The following is a 21787-nucleotide window of genomic DNA, read 5'->3' on the forward strand; positions in this document are numbered from 1 at the left end:
GAGGTTTTGTTTTGTTGGCCTACTAGGGCTCGAACCTAGACTCTTCTGGACCAAAACCAGACGTGTTGCCAGTTACACCATAGGCCATTAGCGTAATGAGGGTGCAAATTTAATACAAAGTTTTATTTGCACAAACATTTTAGGAACAAAATAATTGTTTAAAACTTAACGTTTACTTAAAAATCTTCATGGTTTAAGATTAATTCAATAAATTCGCCCAGGTAAATAAACAATCTTCTATATGACACTTATCAACTTTAAAAAATGGAATACCCTTTTAGGTTGGTTTACTTTTTTAATCGCATTTATTACATATAGTTTAACTGTTGAGCCTACTGTGAGTTTTTGGGATGCTGGAGAATACATTTTAACTTCATCAAAACTACAGGTTGGCCATCCGCCTGGTGCCCCATTGTTTCAAATGTTGGGCGCTTTTTTCTCAATTTTTACTTTTGGTAATAATGAACTTGTTGGCATGATGTTAAATATGATGAGTGCGACATCTAGTGCGTTCACCATTTTATTTATGTTTTGGACTATTACCTTATTGTTGAAGAAGATTCTAGTTAAAACAGATGATGAGTTAAACGAAAAATCTTTAGCCATTCTTGGAAGTGCTTTTGTTGGGAGTTTAGCTTTCGCTTTTACAGATTCATTTTGGTTTAATGCTGTGGAAACTGAAGTTTATGCCATGGCAACTTTAATAATGTCTATCCTTTTTTGGTTGGGGTTGCGTTGGGAACAGGATATGCATAAACATCGCGGTAATAAATGGCTCATATTAATTGCCTTTGTGATTGGTCTTTCTTTCGGAGTTCACTTCATGGGCTTGCTGACCATTCCAGCTATTGGGCTCATTTATTATTTTAAAAACTACAAGACTGTTACGGTTAAAAATTTTATAATTGCTAATATAGTTGCAGTAGCAATCCTACTATTTATTTTTAAATTATTAGCTCCAAATATTCTGAAGCTATTTAGTGCTTCTGAAATCTTTTTTGTGAATTCTGTTGGGCTTCCTTTTAATTCTGGCTCAATTATAGCGGGTATAATACTTGTGTTATTAATTCATTTTGGATTAAAATATACTAGAGAAAAACAATACAAAAATCTTAATACAGGAATACTTTGCTTGACATTCATAATCATTGGATTTTCTACATGGTTAATGTTACCTATAAGAGCAAACGCCAATGTTGTCATTAATGAAAATAATCCTTCAAGTGCGAGAGAACTTTTGGCATATTATAATTTAGAACAATATCCCGAAACCCATTTGTTTTATGGTCCACAATATACAGATCAATATTCTGGTTTAGATGAAAACAATCCTTATGTTGATGATAAACCAAAATACGAAAAGGATTACCAAAAAGGAAAGTATGTTATTGTAAATGATTTTAAACGTGCTAAACAAAACTATAATTCTGAACACGCTTCAATTTTACCACGAATGTGGAGTACAGAGCATGCCGAAAATTATATGATGTTTTCTGGTTATTTGGATTTTAAGTTAAAACCAGAATACCAGCTCGAAAATGAATTAAGGTCTTCAATTGCCAGTTTTAAAAATGATGTAAATCAAGGCTTGGTCGATTATGAAGATTATAATACTTTCCTTAAACAGTTTTCACAGTATATAGATGTTGAAAAACCTTCGTTGATGAGCAATATTGCCTATATGTTAGAATACCAATTAGGCTATATGTATTGGCGTTATTTTATGTGGAATTTTGTTGGCAGGCAAGATGATATACAAGGTAAATATGATAATCATGGAAATTGGATAAGTGGCATAAAACCTATTGATGAATGGCATTTAGGGCTTTCTCAAGATAATCTTCCGAGTGATGTGAAAAATAATAAAGCCAGAAACACTTATTATTTTTTACCATTTATTTTAGGACTAATTGGCCTCTTCTTCCTTTATAACAAGGACAAGAAATTATTTTGGGTCATGATGGTGTTTTTCCTTTTTACAGGATTAGCTATACAGGTTTATACCAATGTAAGACCTTTTGAACCTAGAGAACGTGACTATTCTGTTGTTGGTTCATTTTATGTGTTTGCCATTTGGATAGGTTTTGGTGTTTATTCTATTTATGAAGCTTTAAAAAAATATGTGTCAAGCAAGATTCTAGCTCCTGCTGTTTCCTTAATATGTTTGATATTAGTTCCTGGAATTCTTGTTGCAAACAACTGGGATGATCATGACAGATCTGGTAAATATACTGCAAAAGCTATGGCCAAAAAGTATTTAGATTCCTGCGCTGAAAATGCCATCTTATTTTCCATAGGAGATAATGATACTTTTGCACTTTGGTATGCACAGGAAATTGAAGGTTACAGAACTGATGTTAGAGTAGTTAACACAAGTTTGTTTCAAACTGATTGGTATATAGATCAAATGAAACGCAAAGCCTATGATAGTGATCCTATACCTTCTCAACTAACTCATGACCAATATAAATATGGCACTAGAGATTACATCATGAAAAGAGAGATCTCTGCAGATACTATGATGATAAAGGACTTCTTGAATTTTGTAAGTAGCGATAACCCTAGAACAAAATTCAAGTATATTATTGAACAGCAGGGAGAAGACCCGAGTTTTTATCCTACACAATTAATGAACTCCAATTATTTCCCTGTGGAACATGTTAGGATTCCCGTTGATAAAGAAGCTGCATTAGCCAATGGCATTGTAAAACAAAAAGATTCGGCTAAAATAGTTCCTTATATCAATATAAGAATTAAAGAAAGTGCTCTTTATAAAAACCGTTTATTAATGCTGGACATTGTTGCTAACAATAATTGGAAACGCCCGATATATTTTACTGGTGGTGCGTTTGGTGATGACGACTACATTTGGATGAAAAATTACTTACAACTGGATGGTATGTGCTATAAATTAGTCCCTATAAAAACTCCTGTAGATAGAGCTAACCCTTTTGACATGGGTCGCGTTGATAGTGATTTGATGTATGAAAAAGTAAAAAAATGGGATTGGGGTAATAGTGGTAGTTCAGATATATATCATGACACCGAAACAAGAAAAAATTCTATCACGTATAGAGGTAATCTAGCTCGATTAATACAACAGCTTATTAACGAGGATCAATTGGAAAAGGCAGAAGAAATAGCAGATATTGCTATGACCAATATGCCTGTTGAATTTTTTAATTACTACACTCTTTTAGAGCCTTATGTAAGTGCTTATTATGAAGTTGACTCAAAAGACAAAGCGCAAAAATTGTTTAAGGATGTTTCAAAGAAATATCAGGAATCTCTAACGTATTACGGGAACCTGAAAATTGAAAATCAGTACAGAAAGGCAGAAGACATTATTACAGATATTGAGCGTTATAAAAGTTTAGTAGATGTTTTGTTGCAATATGACGAAGAGTTTGCCAGAACTGAAATGGAAACTTTTAACAATTATTTAAAGCTATTTGATCATTTTTACGATCAAGAACCAGAAGCTCAAGACAACTTAAGAGAAGAGCCAGACTTAAGCACAGATAGTGGCTTGCAAATTGAATAGATTTAATGAGCTTAACTCCTGTAAAAATACCAATATTAGTAAAAAAAATGTTCCCAAATTACATTTGGGACATCCCTTCTGAAACAAATACTATTTACATCACTTTTGATGATGGCCCTACTCCAGGTGTTACAGATTTAGTTTTAGATATTTTAAAAACTTATAATGCTAAAGCCACGTTTTTTTCTGTTGGAGAAAACGCAATAAAACATCCTGAACTTACTAAAAGAATTCTAGAAGAAGGTCATGTATTAGGAAATCATACATACAACCATATTAATGGTTGGAAAACCAAAACAAGAGATTACTTGGGCAATATAGATGAAGCTTCCAAAGTCATTAACTCAAATCTCTTTAGACCTCCTTATGGACAGCTAACACCTAAACAAGGTAAAAAATTAATTGAAAATGGTTACCAAATTATCATGTGGAATGTAATCTCGTTAGATTGGGATAAGACAGTAAGCAAAGAGACTTGTTTAAGTAATGTAATTTCTAAAACTACAAAAGGAAGTATTGTGGTCTTTCACGATAGTGTTAAAGCTTCAAAAAATATGTTATTTGCACTTCCAAAAGTATTAGAACATTTCAGTAATTTAGGATATTACTTTAAGGCAATTAAGATTAAACGTATTGCTGTATAATTCCTATTAGAGTATTGGCATCCTGCTCACCACTTTGACGCCATTTCATTTCGCCATCCTTGTAAATAATCAATGTAGGTAATCCTTTTACTCGTAAAGCTTCTGCAAGCTCTTTATTTTTATCAACATCAATTTTAATCACTTTAGCCTTATCACCAAGCGCGGCTGCTACATCTCTTAAAACTGGATGCATAGCAGTTGATTGTTCATTCCATTCTGTAAAGAAGTCTAAAAGAACAGGAATATCTACATCTATTAGTTCACCAAATTTTGACATAGGTTAACATTTATTGGTCTCACGTAAATACAAACCTACAATTTTTTTATTATAAATAACTGTAAGTCAAGTAGGTTGATTCTTCTATTTATATAAAAATACGAAAATTCGTATCGTAAATATAACATTTCCTAGTAATTATACACTATTCGATCCCTTTTTAAGCTCGATAACAGTAATTTCAGGCCAGATACCTACACGTCCTGGAAATGCTAAATATCCTAATCCACGATTTACATTGATATATTGCCCTTTTTCCTTGTATATACCAGCCCAATACTTATATCGCCATTTTACTGGACTCCACTTAATAAATCCAGGTATTTCTATACCAAATTGCATACCGTGAGTATGTCCACTTAATGTTAAATGATAATGATATTCATTATCTATAACTCTCTCTTGCCAGTGTGTTGGGTCATGACTCAATAGTATTTTAAAGTCGTCTTTTTCAATATGGATTGCTGCCTTTTTTAAATCACCTTTTTGTTTGAATCCTCTACCCCAATTTTCTACACCAACAATGGCTATACGTTGATCCTTTTTTTTAATAAATCGGCTCTCGTTTAGCAGCAGATTAAACCCTAAACCCTTTTGAATAGTTTTTAAGTCTTCAAGGTTTTGTTTTTTGTCTTCTTCAGAATTCCACTGTACATAATCTCCATAATCATGATTTCCAAAAATCGAAAAAATACCGTCCTCCGCTTTCAACCTTTTAAAAGTGTCTTGCCAAGGAATCATTTCTTTTGCCGTATTATTTACCAAATCACCTGTAAACAAAATAATGTTTGATTCTTGTTCATTCACAAGGTCAACCGCATATTCAACCTTTTCCTTATTATCAAAGCTACCACTATGTATATCGCTTATATGTGTAATCTTGTAACCATCAAAAGCTTCAGGCAAATCATCGAAATGTAGAGTATAATTCAATACTTTGAAATTATACTTCCCTTTTACCATTCCATACAAAAAAGACGCAAAAGGAATCGCGGCAAGACCCAATGCAATTTGACTTATGAACATTCTTCGAGATGGCAAATAACTTCCTTCAGCTGCATTGCCTTCTGTGAAAAATTTGTAGCACGCTTGTGGTAGTCTGATAATATCTTCACCAAACATAATGACCATAATGAGTATTTTTGGAATATAAAGTGTGAGAAATAACCCTATGGCTAAATTTATTTTCGTACTAATACCAAGACTTCTATCGGATGTTTGTATTTGATAAATAAAGTTTGCTAAAACTGCCAGCGAAATAATAATGTATGTAATATTTACGCCTTTACTTCTAAAGGTTGTTCTTACAGCTTGATAAGCATAAAAGTCTATCAAAACAAAGACTCCTATAAAAATAGCCCAACGAATCATAAACAATTTTTATTAAGCTGTAAAGTTAATTATTAAGTTTTCAAAGATGTCTTATAAAATTGTTAAACAAAATTTAATTCGCCTTTAGTTTCCATTTCCTTGAATTTTTGAACCAGCTCTAAAGCTTCAGGAATCACATCACTACACAAAACAATTAGAGAGCCTTTAACCGCATTTTTAACTGCAAAAGTAATAGCTTCTTTTTCAGATGGAATAATAGTCGTTTTCTTATTAGAGTCTTTCATTTGTATTCCATCGTTCAACATTTTAATAAGTTCTTGTTCTGTTTTTCCGCGTAAGCGTTTATCTTGTCTAATAATTATTTCATCAAACATTTCGGCAGCGATACTTCCTATTTTATTAGTGTCTTCCTCGCGTCTATCTCCAACTCCTGCAATGATGCCTACCTTAACTGTTGCTTTTAATTCATCTGTAAATTTTTGTAAAGCTCTCATTCCTGCCGGATTATGAGCATAATCTAATAAAATAGTAAAATCTTTAAACTCAAACAGGTTTAATCGTCCTGGAGTTTGAGACGCTGAAGGAATGAATGTTTCTAAAGCCGCTTTGATGTCCTCAATACTTATGCCTTGCACGTGCGCCGCCAAAACTGCTCCTAAAACATTTTGTATCATAAACGTTGCTTTACCTCCATAGGTTAACGGAATATTTTCTGCTTTCATAATGCGCATTTTCCATTCGCCTCGACAAATAGTAACATATCCATTTTCGTAAACTGCAGTAATGCCGTGCAAACGTTGAAGTGCTTTTATTCTTGGATTGTTTTCATCCATTGAAAATAATGACACATTACAATTTACTGTACGTCGCATATCATAAACCAAGTCATCATCAGCATTTAGAATGGCATAGCCATTAGGTAATACGGTTTCTGGCACAACGCCTTTAACCTTTGCTAATTGTTCTATTGTATGAATTCCTTTTAAGCCTAAATGATCGGCCGCTACGTTGGTTACCACCGCTACATCAGATTTTTTAAACCCTAAACCAGCACGTAGCAATCCTCCTCTAGCACATTCTAAAACGGCAAAATTTACGGTTGGATCTTTTAGTACAAATTCAGCACTTGCCGGACCAGTGCAATCACCAGACATTAATAATCTATTTTGAATATAGACACCATCACTTGTAGTATAACCAACACGATACCCATTCATTTTTGCTATATGAGCTATAAGTCTAGAGGTTGTTGTTTTACCATTAGTTCCTGTAATAGCAATGATAGGAATACGCCCTGTATCTCCTTGCTTTGGAAATAACTTATCAATTACAGGTGCTGCGACATTACGAGGTAATCCCGAAGTTGGTGCCAAATGCATTCTAAATCCAGGACCAGCATTTACTTCAAGAACTGCACCACCAGTTTCAGATAATGGTTTGGTGATATCCGTTGTCATCACATCGATGCCACAAATGTCCAAATCGATAATCTTGGAAATACGTTCAGCCATAGATACATTAGCTGGATGCACAATATCTGTTACATCTTCAGCGGTACCGCCAGTGCTTAAATTTGCAGTGTCTTTTAAGATTAACCTTTCTCCTTCGTCTATTATAGAATCCAGAGTGTATCCAGCATCTTTTATGATAGTTTTTGTTAAATCATTAACCGTTATTTGAGTTAGTACGTTTTCATGTCCATAACCTCGTCTTGGATCCTTATTTACTTCATCTATTAATTGTTGGACTGTAGATTTTCCATCGCCAATTACATGTGCTGGAGTTCGTTTTGCAACAGCTACCAATTTGTTATTTATTACCAATAATCTATAGTCTTCGCCTGTAACAAATTTTTCTACTATAATAGCTCCGCTTCGAGAGCTTTCTTTTGCTTGTCTGAAAGCGTCAAGCGCATCTTCGTAATTTTGAATATCAACAGTTATACCACGCCCATGATTACCATCAACAGGCTTTATTACCAGCGGATAGCCAACATAACGACAAGCATCTTTTAGACTACTTTCTCTACGGATAATGTCTCCACGAGGAACTTCTACTTCAGCCTGTTCTAATAAATATTTTGTGTCTTCCTTATCGCATGCCAATTCTACACCAATACTACTCGTTTCACTAGTAACTGTTGCTTGAATGCGTTTTTGATTTGCGCCATAACCTAATTGGCATAACGAATATTTATTCAATCTTATCCAAGGAATACCTCTTGCTTCCGCTTCTTCTACGATAGAACCCGTACTAGGTCCCAATCTAGAACTTTCTCGAAGTTCTCGCATTTTCTGAATATCATCAGTCATATCATAATCTTCTCCAGCAATTAAAGCTTCACAAATCTTTACTGAAACTTCAGCTGCAAATCGCCCAACTGATTCTTCCATATAAGCGAATACCACATTATAAACTCCATGTTCTCCATAACCACGTGTTCTTCCAAAACCAACATCCATTCCTGCTAGTGTCTGGATTTCAAGTGCAATATGTTCTATAATATGACCCATCCAAGTACCTTCTTCAACACGTTGAAAAAAGCCACCAGGTTCACCGACAGAACAGCGATGCTCATACATTGTTGGAAACATATTTTTCAGTCTATCATAAAATCCGTCAATCTTGTTTGATGGTAAATCTTCCATTTCTTCAAGATCTAAAACCATGACTATCAATTTATGACGTCTTACCGACCAATAATTTGGTCCTCTCATGGCATTAATCTCTCTTATTTTCATATTGCTTTGATTTAATTATTTATTGAGAAAGATTATAAATATATGCATTTATCTATAAAATATTTAGTTTATTTTTGACACATAATTTAAATAGATTAGACCATATACATATGATAAAAGGCACATTAATCCCTATTGGTGGAAATGAAGATAAAGGATTTGAAGATGATGAAATTCATAGATTGGATTATATCGAAGAAGGCATTTTATCTCATGTGGTTGAAGAAGCTGGAGGCATCCATGCAAACATTGTGGTTATACCAACAGCGTCGAGCATTCCTCTTGAAATCGGCAAAAATTACACAACTGCTTTTTCTACTTTAGGATGTAATAATGTTGAAATTTTAGATATCAGAACTAAAAAAGATGCCGAGACTCCTCAAGCCATATCACTAATTCAAAAGGCGAATTGTGTGATGTTTTCTGGAGGTAATCAAGCAAAAATCTCTAAATATATTGGTAACACCTCGGTACATAACATTTTATGTGACCGTTATAAAAATGATTCTGGATTTGTCATTGCTGGGACTAGTGCTGGTGCTATGGCCATGACTAACGAAATGATTGCTGGAGGCAGTAGTACAAAAGCTTTTAAAAAAGGCGCTGTGATTATGCGTAAGGGTTTAAATTTAATTCCAGAAGTTATTGTTGATACGCATTTTATTCAACGTGGTCGTTTTGGTCGTATCTCTGAAGCAGTTGCAAAATTTCCTGATTTGGTTGGTATAGGTTTAGCTGAAGATACTGGGCTCATTATAAAAAATGGTAACGATTGCACTGTTATTGGATCGGGTATGGCCATTGTTTTTGATGGTAGCAACCTTTCTCATAACAATGAGAAAATTCTTAAGGTAGGAACACCGATGACCATGACCAATTTAAAAATTCATGTCTTGGCTAATGGAGATCATTATTATATTGATACAAGACAAATAAAAGTACTTCCAATTGAATCTCCTTTTGTATAGTTTTTTAAAGATTGGCATCATTGTGAGAAGTCCCATTTACTATTGGGGAGACGTGGTAATCTCTTAAATAGGAGTATGCATTATACAGATTGCACAGCAAATAAATTTGCTTCGCAATGACAAGGTAATTGTAATGAAGCCTACTTATAGATAGCAATGTCTTCTTCTCCGTTCGAAGATTTGCAGGCTCGGTACATGCCTTCCGTATTAAACGGCATCGCAATATTACCTTGAGCATCAACTGCTATTAAACCACCATCGCCGTTAATTTCTAGAATACGCTTGTTTATTACCTCGTTTGTTGCTTCTTCAAGAGATAAGCCTTTGTGCTCCATTAAACAAGACACGTCATACGCCACAACACCACGAATAAAAAATTCGCCACTACCTGTACAACTCACAGCACAGGTTTTGTTGTTAGCATAATTACCAGAACCAATCATTGGGCTGTCGCCAACACGACCCCATTTTTTATTAGTCATGCCTCCAGTAGATGTTGCTGCAGCAATGTTCCCATTTTGGTCGCAGGCTACTGCACCTACCGTTCCGAATTTTGAATCTTTTTTCACAGAATGATCCAATTGAAAATTATCGGTGTCCTTTATTTCCTGCCATTGTTTGAAACGGAAGGCATCATAAAAATAGTTTTCTTCTTCAAGTTTATAATCTAATTGCTTGGCAAATTCCAAAGCGCCTTCACCAGCTAAAAACACGTGTTCACTTTTTTCCATGACATCACGGGCTAAACTAACTGGATTCTTAATTCCTGTGATTAAACTCACAGCACCAGCCATAAGATTCTTGCCATCCATGATAGCTGCATCCATTTCATGGGTACCATTTGCAGTAAATACAGAGCCTTTCCCTGCATTAAATAATGGGGAATCTTCGAGTGAGATCACCGCTTCTTCAACTGCCTGAACGGCTGTTCCACCTTGCTCCAATATGGCATAACCTATGCTTAATGCAACTTTTAATGCTGATTTATATCTGAATTCTAATTCTGGTGTCATCATGCCTTTTACCAAGGTTCCGGCGCCTCCATGAATCGCAATTGAAAATGTTTTCATTGATACTAAAATTAACTTCGGAAAATTACAAATTGCATTTCAATCCACAATTAAGTTTTGTAGTTTTATAGTCTTCAACAAAAAACAAATATGTCAGAACAAAAACGCCTTTTTCTAGTTGATGCCTATGCCTTAATATTTCGAGGGTATTATGCCTTTATAAAAAATCCAAGAATTAATAGCAAAGGAGTTGATACTTCTGCAATTATGGGTTTTATGAACTCACTTTTAGATGTGATTAAACGAGAGCGTCCAGACCATCTCGCTGTTTGTTTTGACAAAGGTGGTAGTGTTGACCGTGTAGAGATGTTTGAAGCCTATAAGGCAAATAGAGATGAAACACCCGAAGCTATTAAAATAGCTGTACCTTATATACAAGAGATCTTAAAAGCCATGCATATTCCTATCATGGTTAAAGAAGGCTATGAAGCTGATGATGTCATTGGAACCCTTTCTAAACAAGCCGAAAAAGAAGGCTACCAAACTTTTATGGTAACTCCTGATAAAGATTTTGCACAATTGGTTTCAGAAAATATTTTTATGTATAGACCTAAATCGTTTGGTGGTGGTTACGAAACTTGGGGTATTTCAGAAGTTCAAAAAAAGTTTGAGGTTGAAAGACCCGAGCAAGTCATTGACTTTTTAGGCATGATGGGAGATTCTTCCGATAATATTCCAGGATTGCCTGGTGTTGGTGAAAAAACTGCCAAAAAATTCATTCAAGCCTATGGAAGTATGGAAGGGTTATTGGCAAATACGCATGAACTGAAAGGTAAAATGAAGGAAAAGGTTGAAGCTTCTAAAGAACTAGGTATGCTCTCCAAAGAATTGGCTCGTATTATGCTTGATGTACCAGTGACATTTGATGCCAAAGATTTTGAGCTTGATCATCCTGATATTCAAAAAGTTACTGAAATTTTTCAGGAGTTGGAATTTAGACGATTGACAGAAAATTTCTTAAAAACCTTTTCTGTGGAAGCATCTGCTTCTTCACCTGAAATAACATCAACCTCAACAAAAGAGGAAGTAAAAGTCACTTCTAAAGAAAAAGTTGCTGCAGGAGCTGGACAGTTTTCATTGTTTGGAACGAATTCTTCAGAAGAAACGGAAATTATTTCAGAATATACCAGAAAAACTGCTGAAACCACTTCACATTTTTATCAAGCCGTAGCTACTGGATTTTCAACAAAATTGTTTGTAAAGAATTTGATGAACCAGAAATCTGTTTGTTTTGATACCGAAACTACAGGGTTAAATCCGCTAACTGCAGAATTGGTTGGTATTGCCTTTTCATGGGAAGTCGGTAAAGGATTTTACTTGCCATTTCCAGAAGACAAATCTGAAGCTCAAGAACTTATCGAGCAATTACGTCCATTTTTTGAAAATGAAGACATTCAAAAAATTGGTCAGAACTTAAAATATGATGTTAAAGTTTTAGCAAAATACAATATCGAGCTAAAAGGGAAACTTTTTGATACCATGCTGGCACATTACCTCATCAATCCAGATATGCGCCATAATATGGATGTTTTGGCTGAAACATATCTGAACTACACACCTATTTCTATAGAAACGCTAATTGGCAAAAAAGGGAAAAATCAGTTGTCCATGCGAGACGTTCCTTTGGACAAGCAAACCGAATATGCCGTTGAAGACGCTGATATTACACTTCAACTTAAAGAACATTTCCAAAATGAATTGGGTGAAGCTAACACTCAAAAACTCTTTGATGAGATTGAGATTCCATTGCTTCGCGTATTGGCTGCTATGGAATTAGAAGGCATCAATTTGGATTCAGAATTTCTAAAATCATTATCTTATCAACTAGATATGGATATTAAAGATTTGGAAAGCAAAATATATGCTGAAGCTGGAGAAGAATTTAATATTGCTTCACCAAAACAGCTAGGGGAAATCCTGTTTGATAAAATGAAATTGGTAGATAAACCTAAAAAAACCAAAACAGGTCAATATTCTACAGCAGAAGATGTATTGACTTATCTTGCTAAAGATCATCAAATAATTCAACACATATTAGATTTTAGAGGTTTATCTAAACTTAAAAGTACTTATGTTGATGCCTTGCCTTTGCAAGTGGAACCTTCAACTGGCCGAGTACATACCGATTATATGCAAACCGTTGCTGCAACAGGACGTTTAAGTAGTAACAATCCGAATTTACAAAATATTCCTATTCGCACAGAACGTGGCAGACAAGTAAGGAAAGCCTTTATTCCGCGTAATGAAGATTATACATTATTGGCAGCAGATTATAGCCAAATAGAATTACGTATTATAGCTGCATTGAGTGAAGAAAATACCATGATAGAAGCTTTTAAACAAGGTGAAGATATTCATGCATCAACCGCTTCAAAAGTGTTTAACGTTCCCATTTCTGAAGTCACTAGAGAGCAACGTAGTAATGCCAAAACGGTAAACTTTGGAATTATATATGGTGTATCTGCTTTCGGTTTAAGTAACCAAACCGACTTATCTAGAAGTGAGGCCAAAGAATTGATTGAAACTTATTATCAAACCTATCCAAAACTGAAAAATTATATTGGGAAACAAGTTGATTTTGCGCGCGACCATGGATATGTTCAGACTGTTTTAGGCAGACGTAGGTATTTAAAAGATATCAATTCCAGAAACGCTGTTGTACGTAGTGCGGCAGAGCGCAATGCAGTAAATGCACCTATACAAGGTAGTGCTGCAGATATTATTAAAATTGCCATGATCAAGATTTATGAGAAATTACAGGAAGGTAATTATAAAACCAAAATGTTGTTACAAGTACATGACGAATTGGTTTTTGATGTATATAGGCCAGAGCTAGATACCATCAAAACTTTGGTGAAGACCGAAATGGAATCTGCTTATCAGCTTTCAGTTCCATTAGATGTAGATCTTGATATTGGTGATAATTGGTTGGAAGCGCATTAAGACTTCCATTCAAAATATATTAAATGAATCAGCGAGAGATAAACCGTCACGAATATTATCGACATTCTTTAAAGGTTTAAGCATCCTGATATTCGAGAAGAAATAGAAGGAGATTTAATGAACAGGTTTAATACTTATTTTTTAAAATATGATCACAGCAAAGCAAATCGACTCTTTAAAAAGGAGGCCATTTTTTTATTTCAATCATATATAGTTATAAACATCTATCATTTAACAAATACAGACACTATGGAAATCACTAATCAAAACAAAAGACTTGTTACTATTTTGGCCACCGCGATAGCCATATTATTAATCCCGCTTATTGCGATGAACTTTACTAACAATGTCAATTGGAAATATTTTGATTTTCTCGTTGCAGGCATTTTACTGATTGGGACAGGAATAACACTTGAATTTATTTTAAGGAAAATAAAGACCTTACGATATAGAATTTTATTTAGCATAGCATTGTTCTTGGTCCTATTTCTTATTTGGGCTGAACTTGCTGTTGGGATTTTCGGAACACCATTTGCTGGTAGCTAAAAAAATAAAACCGCACACAACAATGTTGTAAACAATTTGAGCCAAATATTATGAAACCAAAATTCTCAATTATTATAATTTCACTAATAATCTTGACCATAGTGACAGGATGTAAATCTGACAAGTCGGAATATGATAAAATGGTCGAACACGGACAAAAATATACTGACGCATGGAATAGCAAACAACCAGAAAAAATGGCTTCATTTTATGCAGAAAATGGAATGCTAACTGTAAATAATGGAACGCCAGCAGTAGGAAGAAAACAATTAGCCGAAACTGCTCGATCGTATATGGAGGCATTTCCTGATATGGAATTGACAATGGACAGTCTATCAAAGGAAAATGATACCTACAGATATTATTGGACTTTTAAAGGAACGAATACTGGACTGAACGGAACTGGAAATAAAGTGGATTTCAGCGGATTTGAGGAGTGGACAATGAATGACCAAGGACTAGTACAAAAATCAATTGGAACTTATGATGCAGTACAATACGAAAGGCAGCTCAAAGGAAATTAAAAAACTGGCTCGAACAATGGCTATAATTCATTGTGGCTTTATGCCACATAAAAGAAAAGTAACTGATGGATAAAAAAGAAAAAATCATTAGAACCTGGAAAGGCTGGACTACTATTGAAAACGCTCCTGTTTATGAAAATATGTTAATTAATGAGGTTTTTCCAGCCGTAAAGGGAAAAGGAGTTATTGGATTAGAAAAAGTTAGTATTTCAACAAAAGAGAAAAAGAATGAAGTAGAATTTTTTCTTGTCCTTCAATTTGATTGTCTGGATTCTGTAAAAACTTTTGCAGGAGAAGATTATAAAACTGCATACATTCCTGAAAACGCTAAAAGAGTATTATTGCGGTATGACCCTACTGCCCAGCATTACAAATTGAAAAAAGAATTAATTCTTTAGAAAGCTAGATCGACTTAAACCTATAAATTAATATAAAAATGAAGTCTATTATCTTATTTACACTAGTTTCACTTGGAATCCCAACCATGCATTTTACGGGAATTGTTCAGCAAAAACAAGCATCGGATACCAGTTCATCAAAAATTGAGGTATTTACCTTCACATCAAATGGGACAGAAATGAAAGGTAAAATATATTTACCGTCTTCTTACAACGTTAACAAGCATTTGCCCGCTATCTATTTAATAGATTTTACAGAGCAGCATTTTAAGTTAGCTACTGATGAGTTTGAAAAAGTGATAGATGGAGTAAATCAACTTAATGATTTTAACGCTTTGGTTGTTTCTTTAGATGGCATACCCGATATTGATGCAGAACCTCATAAATTTGAAGAACATTACTCTATTTTTAAAGATTTGTCAAGCTATGTAGACAGCGTTTACACAAATAATTCTTCCCGGACATTTATTGGTAAGGGAAGTGAATCAGGCGTTGTACTTATGACTATGTTTATGGAGAACTCAGAAAATCCAATATTTGATAATTATATTGTTACAGACCCATCACCTAAATATGCCTCAACTATTATTAAATTAATTGGTACGGATGATTTCCCAAAAAAGAAATCGAATAAAAAACTTCATTACTCTTTTTCAACAAGTAATGATCGTGCAAAATGTATCCAACTGATAGATCTGATTAAGGACGCTAAATATAAATGGTTGCAATTTGAATTCAAGGAATATACGAATAGTGATTACGAAAACACATATCCAGTCTCTTATGCTGAAGGAATAAAATATGTTTTCAACAAATAGGTTCATAGCGCATATCCAAAGAGATTCACACCATTCACTAAATGTTATGGTAACAAATTAAAAAAGCCATGTTCGTCACTTTTTTAAAGTCCATTAGGTCTTTTCTCTTTTAAGATACAAAGTTAAACTTCGTAAGGACTATAATCCAAAACCGACCATAATACAACATCTATCCATTTGCTATGTTTAAGAGGGTTTTATTTTGTTTTTGCTTTTTCAGTCTTATTTCTCTCTCTAATGCGCAAACCTGTTGTTCCGGAGGCATTCCTCTTTCTAATAATATTGGATTGGCACCTATTGAAAAAGGAACGCTTCAATTAGGTATACATTATGACTACAATAATTTAAACACCCTAAATTTTGGAACTGAAAAGCTAGATGACAATTCAAGATTACGTATAACGCATTCTATTCTCCTTAACGCCAACTACGATATCACCAAAAGAATTTCAATAGAAGGTTTATTTACTTGGGTAAGCCAAAGGCGCAAAATATCACAATTTGACAATACAAATTTAGAACAATCTTCAGGTATTGGCGATGCCGTTTTACTTTTAAAGTATCATTTTTCAAATACGTTTGGGCAAAACAGTAATTTAAATATAGGTATTGGCACTAAAATTCCCTTGGGCTCCACAACAGAAACTAATAGTCAAGGCATTATTTTAAATGCCGATCTACAACCGGGAAGCAATGTTTGGGACCTGGTCTTTTGGACATTAATGTCTAAAAATTTCAATTTCAGACCATCGTTTAGTGTTTGGTCTCAACTAACGTATAGAAATACTGGCACAAACAAAGAATATCTAGAAAATTCTTCTTATAAATTTGGTAATGAATTTCAGGCGTATTTGGGTTTTACAGATCAATTCTTGATTTTTAATGCATTAACAAATCCTGCTGTTTCTTTCAAATACAGGCATGCAGAGAAAGACAAGATTTCTGGCTTTGACTTTGATAATACTGGAGGGAATTGGATTTCTGTAATTCCAGATTTTTCAATTTATTTTAAACCAAATATTATCTTTTCTACACAAGTTGAAATTCCACTTTACAGCAATGTCGATGGAATACAATTAACCCCAACTTATAGACTAACTACTGGATTATTATTCAGAATTCTTCCAAAGAAAAATATTCTTGATATAAAATAAATTGCTATGAAAAAAACTGTACTAGTAATTTTTGGAATAATTTTTATTATTTCTTGTAGCTCCTCTGGCAACAACGAAACTCCTAATGATTTGCCAAATAATAATGGTAATAATAATAGTGCAAATCAAGAATGGCTTATACCAATAAATGAAGTTAAAGATGGTGGACCTGGAAAGGATGGTATTGCCTCTATTGACTCACCGAAGTTTGAAGCTGCCGAATTTCAAACACATTTACAAAATGATGATTTGGTTGTAGGTGTGATTCATAATGGTGAAGCCAAGGCTTATCCTCATGCTATTTTAGACTGGCATGAAATTGTAAACGATGAAACAGTTACTATTAATTATTGTCCTCTTACTGGATCTGCTTTTGGTTGGAAAAATATTGTGAATGGATCATCATCTACCTTTGGTGTTTCAGGTCTTCTATACAACACCAACCTAATACTATATGATAGAAAAACTGATAGTAATTGGTCTCAAATGCTTTTACAATGTGTAAATGGCAATTTAATTGGAGATTCTCCAGAGATCGTAAGTGTTATTGAAACTAATTGGCTAACCTGGAAAAGCATGTATCCCTTTTCAAGTGTCTTAAGTAGAGAATCTGGTTCTTTTGATCTTGAACATTATGACCGATATCCTTATGGTAACTATTTGGAGAATCATAATTTTTTCCTTTTCAATGTTACTCCACTAAATTCAACATTACCACATAAACAACGGGTTTTTGCAATAATAAATAATAATATGGCAAAAGTATATCAGTTTTCAGATTTTGAAGGTGGAAATGCAATTGTTGATTCTTTTAATGGAAAAAACTATTTGGTTGTAGGCAATGAAAATATTATAAATGCCTTTGAGTTGACCGACGACATTAGTCATTTGTGTTATGAATATTGTTTTGATTACACCGAAACCTTTTTTAAAGATAATGAAGGGAATAACTGGTCAATTTTCGGAAAAGCTACTTCTGGTTCAAGAGAAGGTCAAAATCTTATTACACCAAAATCATTAGTGAGTTTTTGGTTTGCGATTGCTGCATTTTATCCCGGTCCTTATATTTATTCAGAATAAATCATATAAGTAATTTAAGCAAATTAATCCTTACCAAATTACCTTATCAAAGGGCAGCTAAAATATTGCATAAAATTCACTCTACACTATTTGGTAATCAAATATATAATCGTAAATTTGCAAACTCTTTTTAGGAGAGGAAAGTTTAATTCGAAAAAATAACAAGTGTGGACACATTAAGCTACAAAACGATTTCGGCAAACAAAGCTACTGTAAATAAAGAGTGGGTTTTGGTAGATGCTGAAGGTCAAACATTAGGTCGTTTAGCTTCTAAAGTTGCAAAACTTTTAAGAGGCAAACACAAGCCCAACTTCACACCACATGTTGATTGCGGTGATAACGTAATTGTTATCAATGCAGAAAAAATCAACTTAACAGGAAACAAGTGGAACGATAAAACATACATTCGTCACACAGGGTATCCAGGTGGTCAAAGAAGTTTATCGGCAACCGAATTGTTTGGAAAAGACCCAGCAAGAATCGTCGAAAAATCAGTAAAAGGAATGCTGCCTAAAAACAAACTAGGTGCAGATTTATTCCGCAATTTAAATGTTGTTGTAGGTTCAGAGCACACTCATGAAGCTCAAAAACCAAAAACAATTAACTTAAACGATTTTAATTAAATGGAAGTAATTCACAAAATTGGCCGTAGAAAGACGGCTGTTGCTCGTGTGTACGTTGCCAAAGGAAAAGGTAACATCACGGTGAACAAAAAAGACATGGCGGTTTATTTTCCTACTGCAACATTGCAGTACAAAGTAAACCAACCTTTAACCATGACTAACAATGATGGCAACTTTGATATTACAATAAATGTGTTTGGAGGAGGCATAACAGGTCAAGCTGAAGCTATCCGTTTGGCATTATCTCGCGCTATGTGTGAAGTAGATGCTGAAAACAGATTAATATTAAAGCCTGAAGGTTTGTTAACTAGAGATCCGAGAATGGTAGAACGTAAAAAATTCGGTCAGAAGAAAGCTCGTAAAAAATTCCAGTTCTCTAAACGTTAAAATCCCAGACTTGATTTCGGGATCTGTTTATTCAGTTTTACAATCAAGTTATTTTAAAAAATTTATAACCAGTTATTGTTGTCCATGACTCAAAAGGTCAGGATTTAGTTTAGCATCTAAATGATTAAGGCGATTTTAATAAATGACCACTTAATCATTGCTAATTCAACAGAACGTAAACTATTACAAAATGGCAGTAGAAGTAAAAGAATTATTAGAAGCAGGTGTACACTTTGGTCACCTAACACGTAAGTGGGATCCAAACATGGCTCCTTACGTTTACATGGAGCGAAACGGTATCCATATTATCAACCTTTACAAAACAGCAGCAAAAATTGAAGAGGCAGGAAAAGCATTGAGTAAAATTGCTAATTCTGGCCGCAAAATTTTATTTGTTGCTACAAAAAAACAAGCAAAAGACATTGTAGCCGAAAAAGCTGGAGCAATAAACATGCCTTACATTACAGAAAGATGGCCTGGTGGAATGCTTACAAACTTTGTAACTATTAGAAAAGCTGTTAAAAAAATGGCTTCAATTGATAGAATGAAGAAAGACGGCACGTTTATGACTCTTTCTAAAAAAGAACGTTTACAAGTAGACCGTTTAAGAGCAAAATTAGAAAAAAACCTTGGGTCTATTTCTGATATGACTCGTTTGCCTGGAGCTTTGTTTGTAGTTGATATTAAACGTGAACATATTGCAATAAAAGAAGCACAGAAATTAAACATTCCAATCTTTGCAATGGTTGATACTAACTCTGACCCACGTCAGGTAGATTATGTAATTCCAGCAAATGATGATGCTTCAAAATCTATTGATAAGATTTTAACGCATGTAACAAATGCTATTACTGAAGGGTTATCGGAACGTAAAGCTGAAAAAGAAGCTTCAAAAGCTGAAAATGATGCACCTAAAGCTAAAGCTAAAAAAGAAGCTGTAGTAGCTGCTGTTTCATCAGAAGAAGAAGAATAAATAAAACATTAATTTCAAAATAACAAGTCGTTTAATTCTTTTCTAAACTGAAATCAATTGAATGGCTTTTTAAATTAAAAAAATCATGACAAAAATAACAGCCGCAGAGGTTAACAATTTAAGAAAAGCTACTGGTGCAGGTATGATGGACTGTAAAAAAGCATTAGTAGAAGCCGAAGGAGACTTTGACAAGGCCATTGAAATCCTTCGTAAAAAAGGGCAGAAAGTTGCAGCAAACAGAGCAGATAGAGCATCAACAGAAGGTGCCGCAATTGCTAAAGTAAATGACAATAATACTGTTGGGGTTTCTATTGTTTTAGGATGTGAAACAGATTTTGTTGGTAAAAATGAAAACTTTGTGAATTTGGCAAATCAACTAGCAGAGCTAGCTTTAAATTATTCATCTAAAGAAGAATTTTTAACTGCAGATTTTGATGGTATGTCTGTTGCCGAAAAATTAATTGAACAAACTGGTGTTATTGGTGAAAGATTAGATATTAATGCTTTTGAAAAACTTGAAGCGCCTTTTGTTGGTTCTTATATTCATGCTGGTAACAAAATAGCTACCCTTGTAGGATTATCAGATATTGTTGATGGTATTGAAGTTGCTGCCAAAGATGTTGCCATGCAAGCAGCAGCAATGAATCCAATCGCTCTTAATGAAGATGGTGTAGATGCTGCCGTCATTGAAAAAGAAATAGAGATTGCTAAAGATCAATTACGTGCCGAAGGTAAGCCTGAAGCTATGCTTGATAATATTGCAAAAGGTAAACTTAAAAGATTCTTTAAAGATAATACTTTAGTAAACCAAGATTTTATTAAAGACTCAAAACAAAGTGTTGCTCAATATGTTAAAACCTACGGCGATGTGACTGTAACTGGTTTTAAGCGTGTTGCTTTAGGATAATACTTTTAATAATTTAATTTGAAAAGCTTCGACTATCATCGAAGCTTTTTTTATACCATAAACTGACGTCATTTTCTCAAATCAATAACAAAAAAATTATGTAGTTTTGCTAAACTTCAAATACTAAAATGAAATATAAAAGAATATTATTAAAACTATCTGGTGAAGCTCTTATGGGAGATCGTCAGTATGGCATTGACCCCGATAGACTCAGAGAATATGCTCAAGAAATAAAAGAAATAACTAAAGAAGGTGTTGAGGTTGCCATTGTTATTGGTGGCGGTAATATTTTTAGAGGTGTTGCTGGAGCAAGTAATGGTATGGATCGCGTACAAGGAGATCATATGGGCATGTTGGCCACTGTAATCAATGGTTTGGCGTTGCAAAGTGCTTTAGAAAATGAAGGCGTTCCTACGAGACTTCAATCTGCAATTAAAATAAATGAAGTGGCCGAACCATTTATAAGAAGAAGAGCAATGAGGCATTTAGAAAAAGGTCGTGTGGTTATTTTTGGAGGAGGAACTGGAAATCCTTATTTTACTACTGATTCTGCCGCTGTCTTACGAGCTATAGAAGTTGAGGCCAATGTTATTTTGAAAGGAACCAGAGTAGATGGTATTTACAATACAGATCCTGAAAAAGATAATACCGCAGTAAAGTTTGATAATATTAGCTTTGATGACGTCTTAAGAAAAGGACTCAAGGTTATGGATACTACCGCTTTTACCTTAAGTCAAGAAAATGAGTTGCCTATTATTGTTTTTGATATGAACAAAAAAGGTAACTTATACAAAGTACTTTCTGGCGAAAATGTTGGTACTCAAGTTAATTTGTAATTTTTGGTTTAATTTTTGAAAC

General features: G+C 34.1%; 19 protein-coding genes and 1 tRNA gene. 15 read left to right on the forward strand and 5 right to left on the reverse strand.

Annotated features, from left to right (window positions below; translation table 11 throughout):
- Positions 1-14: 14 nt before the first annotated feature.
- Positions 15-87 (reverse strand) — tRNA-Gln (locus AAFP94_RS10895).
- A 154-nt stretch (positions 88-241) separates the two neighbouring features.
- Between AAFP94_RS10895 and AAFP94_RS10900 the strand changes: the two genes are divergently transcribed.
- A complete protein-coding gene (locus tag AAFP94_RS10900) occupies positions 242-3544 on the forward strand; it encodes a DUF2723 domain-containing protein (RefSeq protein WP_316662758.1) in 3303 nt (1100 codons plus the stop codon).
- 5 nt (positions 3545-3549) lie between these two features.
- Complete coding sequence (locus tag AAFP94_RS10905; protein WP_316662759.1) at positions 3550-4188, forward strand: polysaccharide deacetylase family protein; 639 nt, start codon at positions 3550-3552, stop codon at positions 4186-4188.
- Here the strand turns inward: AAFP94_RS10905 and AAFP94_RS10910 are convergent.
- From AAFP94_RS10910 to cphA, 3 genes are all read right to left on the reverse strand, one after another.
- Entirely contained in the window at positions 4169-4465 is a 297-nt protein-coding gene (locus AAFP94_RS10910) for a thioredoxin family protein (RefSeq protein ID WP_316662761.1), read from the reverse strand. The genes AAFP94_RS10905 and AAFP94_RS10910 overlap by 20 nt on opposite strands.
- A gap of 138 nt (positions 4466-4603) precedes the next feature.
- A complete protein-coding gene (locus AAFP94_RS10915; RefSeq protein ID WP_316662763.1) occupies positions 4604-5836 on the reverse strand; it encodes a metallophosphoesterase in 1233 nt (410 codons plus the stop codon).
- Positions 5837-5898: 62 nt separating this feature from the next.
- Complete coding sequence (gene cphA / locus AAFP94_RS10920; RefSeq protein WP_316662765.1) at positions 5899-8538, reverse strand: cyanophycin synthetase; 2640 nt, start codon at positions 8536-8538, stop codon at positions 5899-5901.
- A 110-nt stretch (positions 8539-8648) separates the two neighbouring features.
- On the opposite strand from cphA, the gene AAFP94_RS10925 reads away from it, so the two are divergent.
- Positions 8649-9506, forward strand: a complete 858-nt coding sequence (locus AAFP94_RS10925; RefSeq protein ID WP_316662767.1) for a cyanophycinase — start codon at positions 8649-8651, stop codon at positions 9504-9506.
- A gap of 140 nt (positions 9507-9646) precedes the next feature.
- Here AAFP94_RS10925 and AAFP94_RS10930 read toward each other — a convergent pair whose 3' ends face one another.
- A complete protein-coding gene (locus tag AAFP94_RS10930; protein WP_316662768.1) occupies positions 9647-10576 on the reverse strand; it encodes an isoaspartyl peptidase/L-asparaginase family protein in 930 nt (309 codons plus the stop codon).
- 90 nt (positions 10577-10666) lie between these two features.
- Here AAFP94_RS10930 and polA point away from each other — a divergent pair, with 90 nt between their 5' ends.
- The 12 genes from polA (at position 10667) to pyrH (ending at position 21765) form a co-directional block, all read left to right on the forward strand.
- The gene (gene polA, locus AAFP94_RS10935; RefSeq protein ID WP_316662769.1) at positions 10667-13519 is read left to right on the forward strand and encodes a DNA polymerase I; all 2853 of its coding nucleotides are present in this window, start codon (positions 10667-10669) and stop codon (positions 13517-13519) included.
- 249 nt (positions 13520-13768) lie between these two features.
- Positions 13769-14065, forward strand: a complete 297-nt coding sequence (locus AAFP94_RS10940; RefSeq protein WP_316662770.1) for a hypothetical protein — start codon at positions 13769-13771, stop codon at positions 14063-14065.
- 50 nt (positions 14066-14115) lie between these two features.
- The gene (locus AAFP94_RS10945; RefSeq protein ID WP_316662771.1) at positions 14116-14589 is read left to right on the forward strand and encodes an ester cyclase; all 474 of its coding nucleotides are present in this window, start codon (positions 14116-14118) and stop codon (positions 14587-14589) included.
- A 65-nt stretch (positions 14590-14654) separates the two neighbouring features.
- Positions 14655-14987, forward strand: a complete 333-nt coding sequence (locus AAFP94_RS10950) for an antibiotic biosynthesis monooxygenase (protein WP_316662772.1) — start codon at positions 14655-14657, stop codon at positions 14985-14987.
- A 38-nt stretch (positions 14988-15025) separates the two neighbouring features.
- A complete protein-coding gene (locus tag AAFP94_RS10955; RefSeq protein WP_316662773.1) occupies positions 15026-15805 on the forward strand; it encodes a hypothetical protein in 780 nt (259 codons plus the stop codon).
- Positions 15806-15987: 182 nt separating this feature from the next.
- The gene (locus tag AAFP94_RS10960; RefSeq protein WP_316662774.1) at positions 15988-16959 is read left to right on the forward strand and encodes a hypothetical protein; all 972 of its coding nucleotides are present in this window, start codon (positions 15988-15990) and stop codon (positions 16957-16959) included.
- Positions 16960-16965: 6 nt separating this feature from the next.
- Positions 16966-18039, forward strand: a complete 1074-nt coding sequence (locus AAFP94_RS10965; RefSeq protein ID WP_316662775.1) for a DUF3179 domain-containing protein — start codon at positions 16966-16968, stop codon at positions 18037-18039.
- 167 nt (positions 18040-18206) lie between these two features.
- A complete protein-coding gene (rplM, locus tag AAFP94_RS10970) occupies positions 18207-18662 on the forward strand; it encodes a 50S ribosomal protein L13 (RefSeq protein WP_316662776.1) in 456 nt (151 codons plus the stop codon).
- Positions 18663-19049, forward strand: coding sequence for a 30S ribosomal protein S9 (rpsI, locus tag AAFP94_RS10975; protein ID WP_316662777.1), 387 nt, complete (start codon positions 18663-18665; stop codon positions 19047-19049). It begins immediately after the preceding gene.
- 190 nt (positions 19050-19239) lie between these two features.
- Positions 19240-20022, forward strand: coding sequence for a 30S ribosomal protein S2 (gene rpsB / locus AAFP94_RS10980; protein ID WP_316662778.1), 783 nt, complete (start codon positions 19240-19242; stop codon positions 20020-20022).
- A gap of 85 nt (positions 20023-20107) precedes the next feature.
- Positions 20108-20929, forward strand: a complete 822-nt coding sequence (tsf, locus tag AAFP94_RS10985; RefSeq protein ID WP_316662779.1) for a translation elongation factor Ts — start codon at positions 20108-20110, stop codon at positions 20927-20929.
- Positions 20930-21057: 128 nt separating this feature from the next.
- Positions 21058-21765: a UMP kinase gene (pyrH, locus tag AAFP94_RS10990; RefSeq protein ID WP_316662780.1), complete on the forward strand. Its 708-nt coding sequence runs from the start codon at positions 21058-21060 to the stop codon at positions 21763-21765.
- Positions 21766-21787 lie beyond the last annotated feature (22 nt).

This window comes from Gilvirhabdus luticola (genome assembly GCF_040117515.1).
GTDB lineage: Bacteria > Bacteroidota > Bacteroidia > Flavobacteriales > Flavobacteriaceae > Gilvirhabdus > Gilvirhabdus luticola.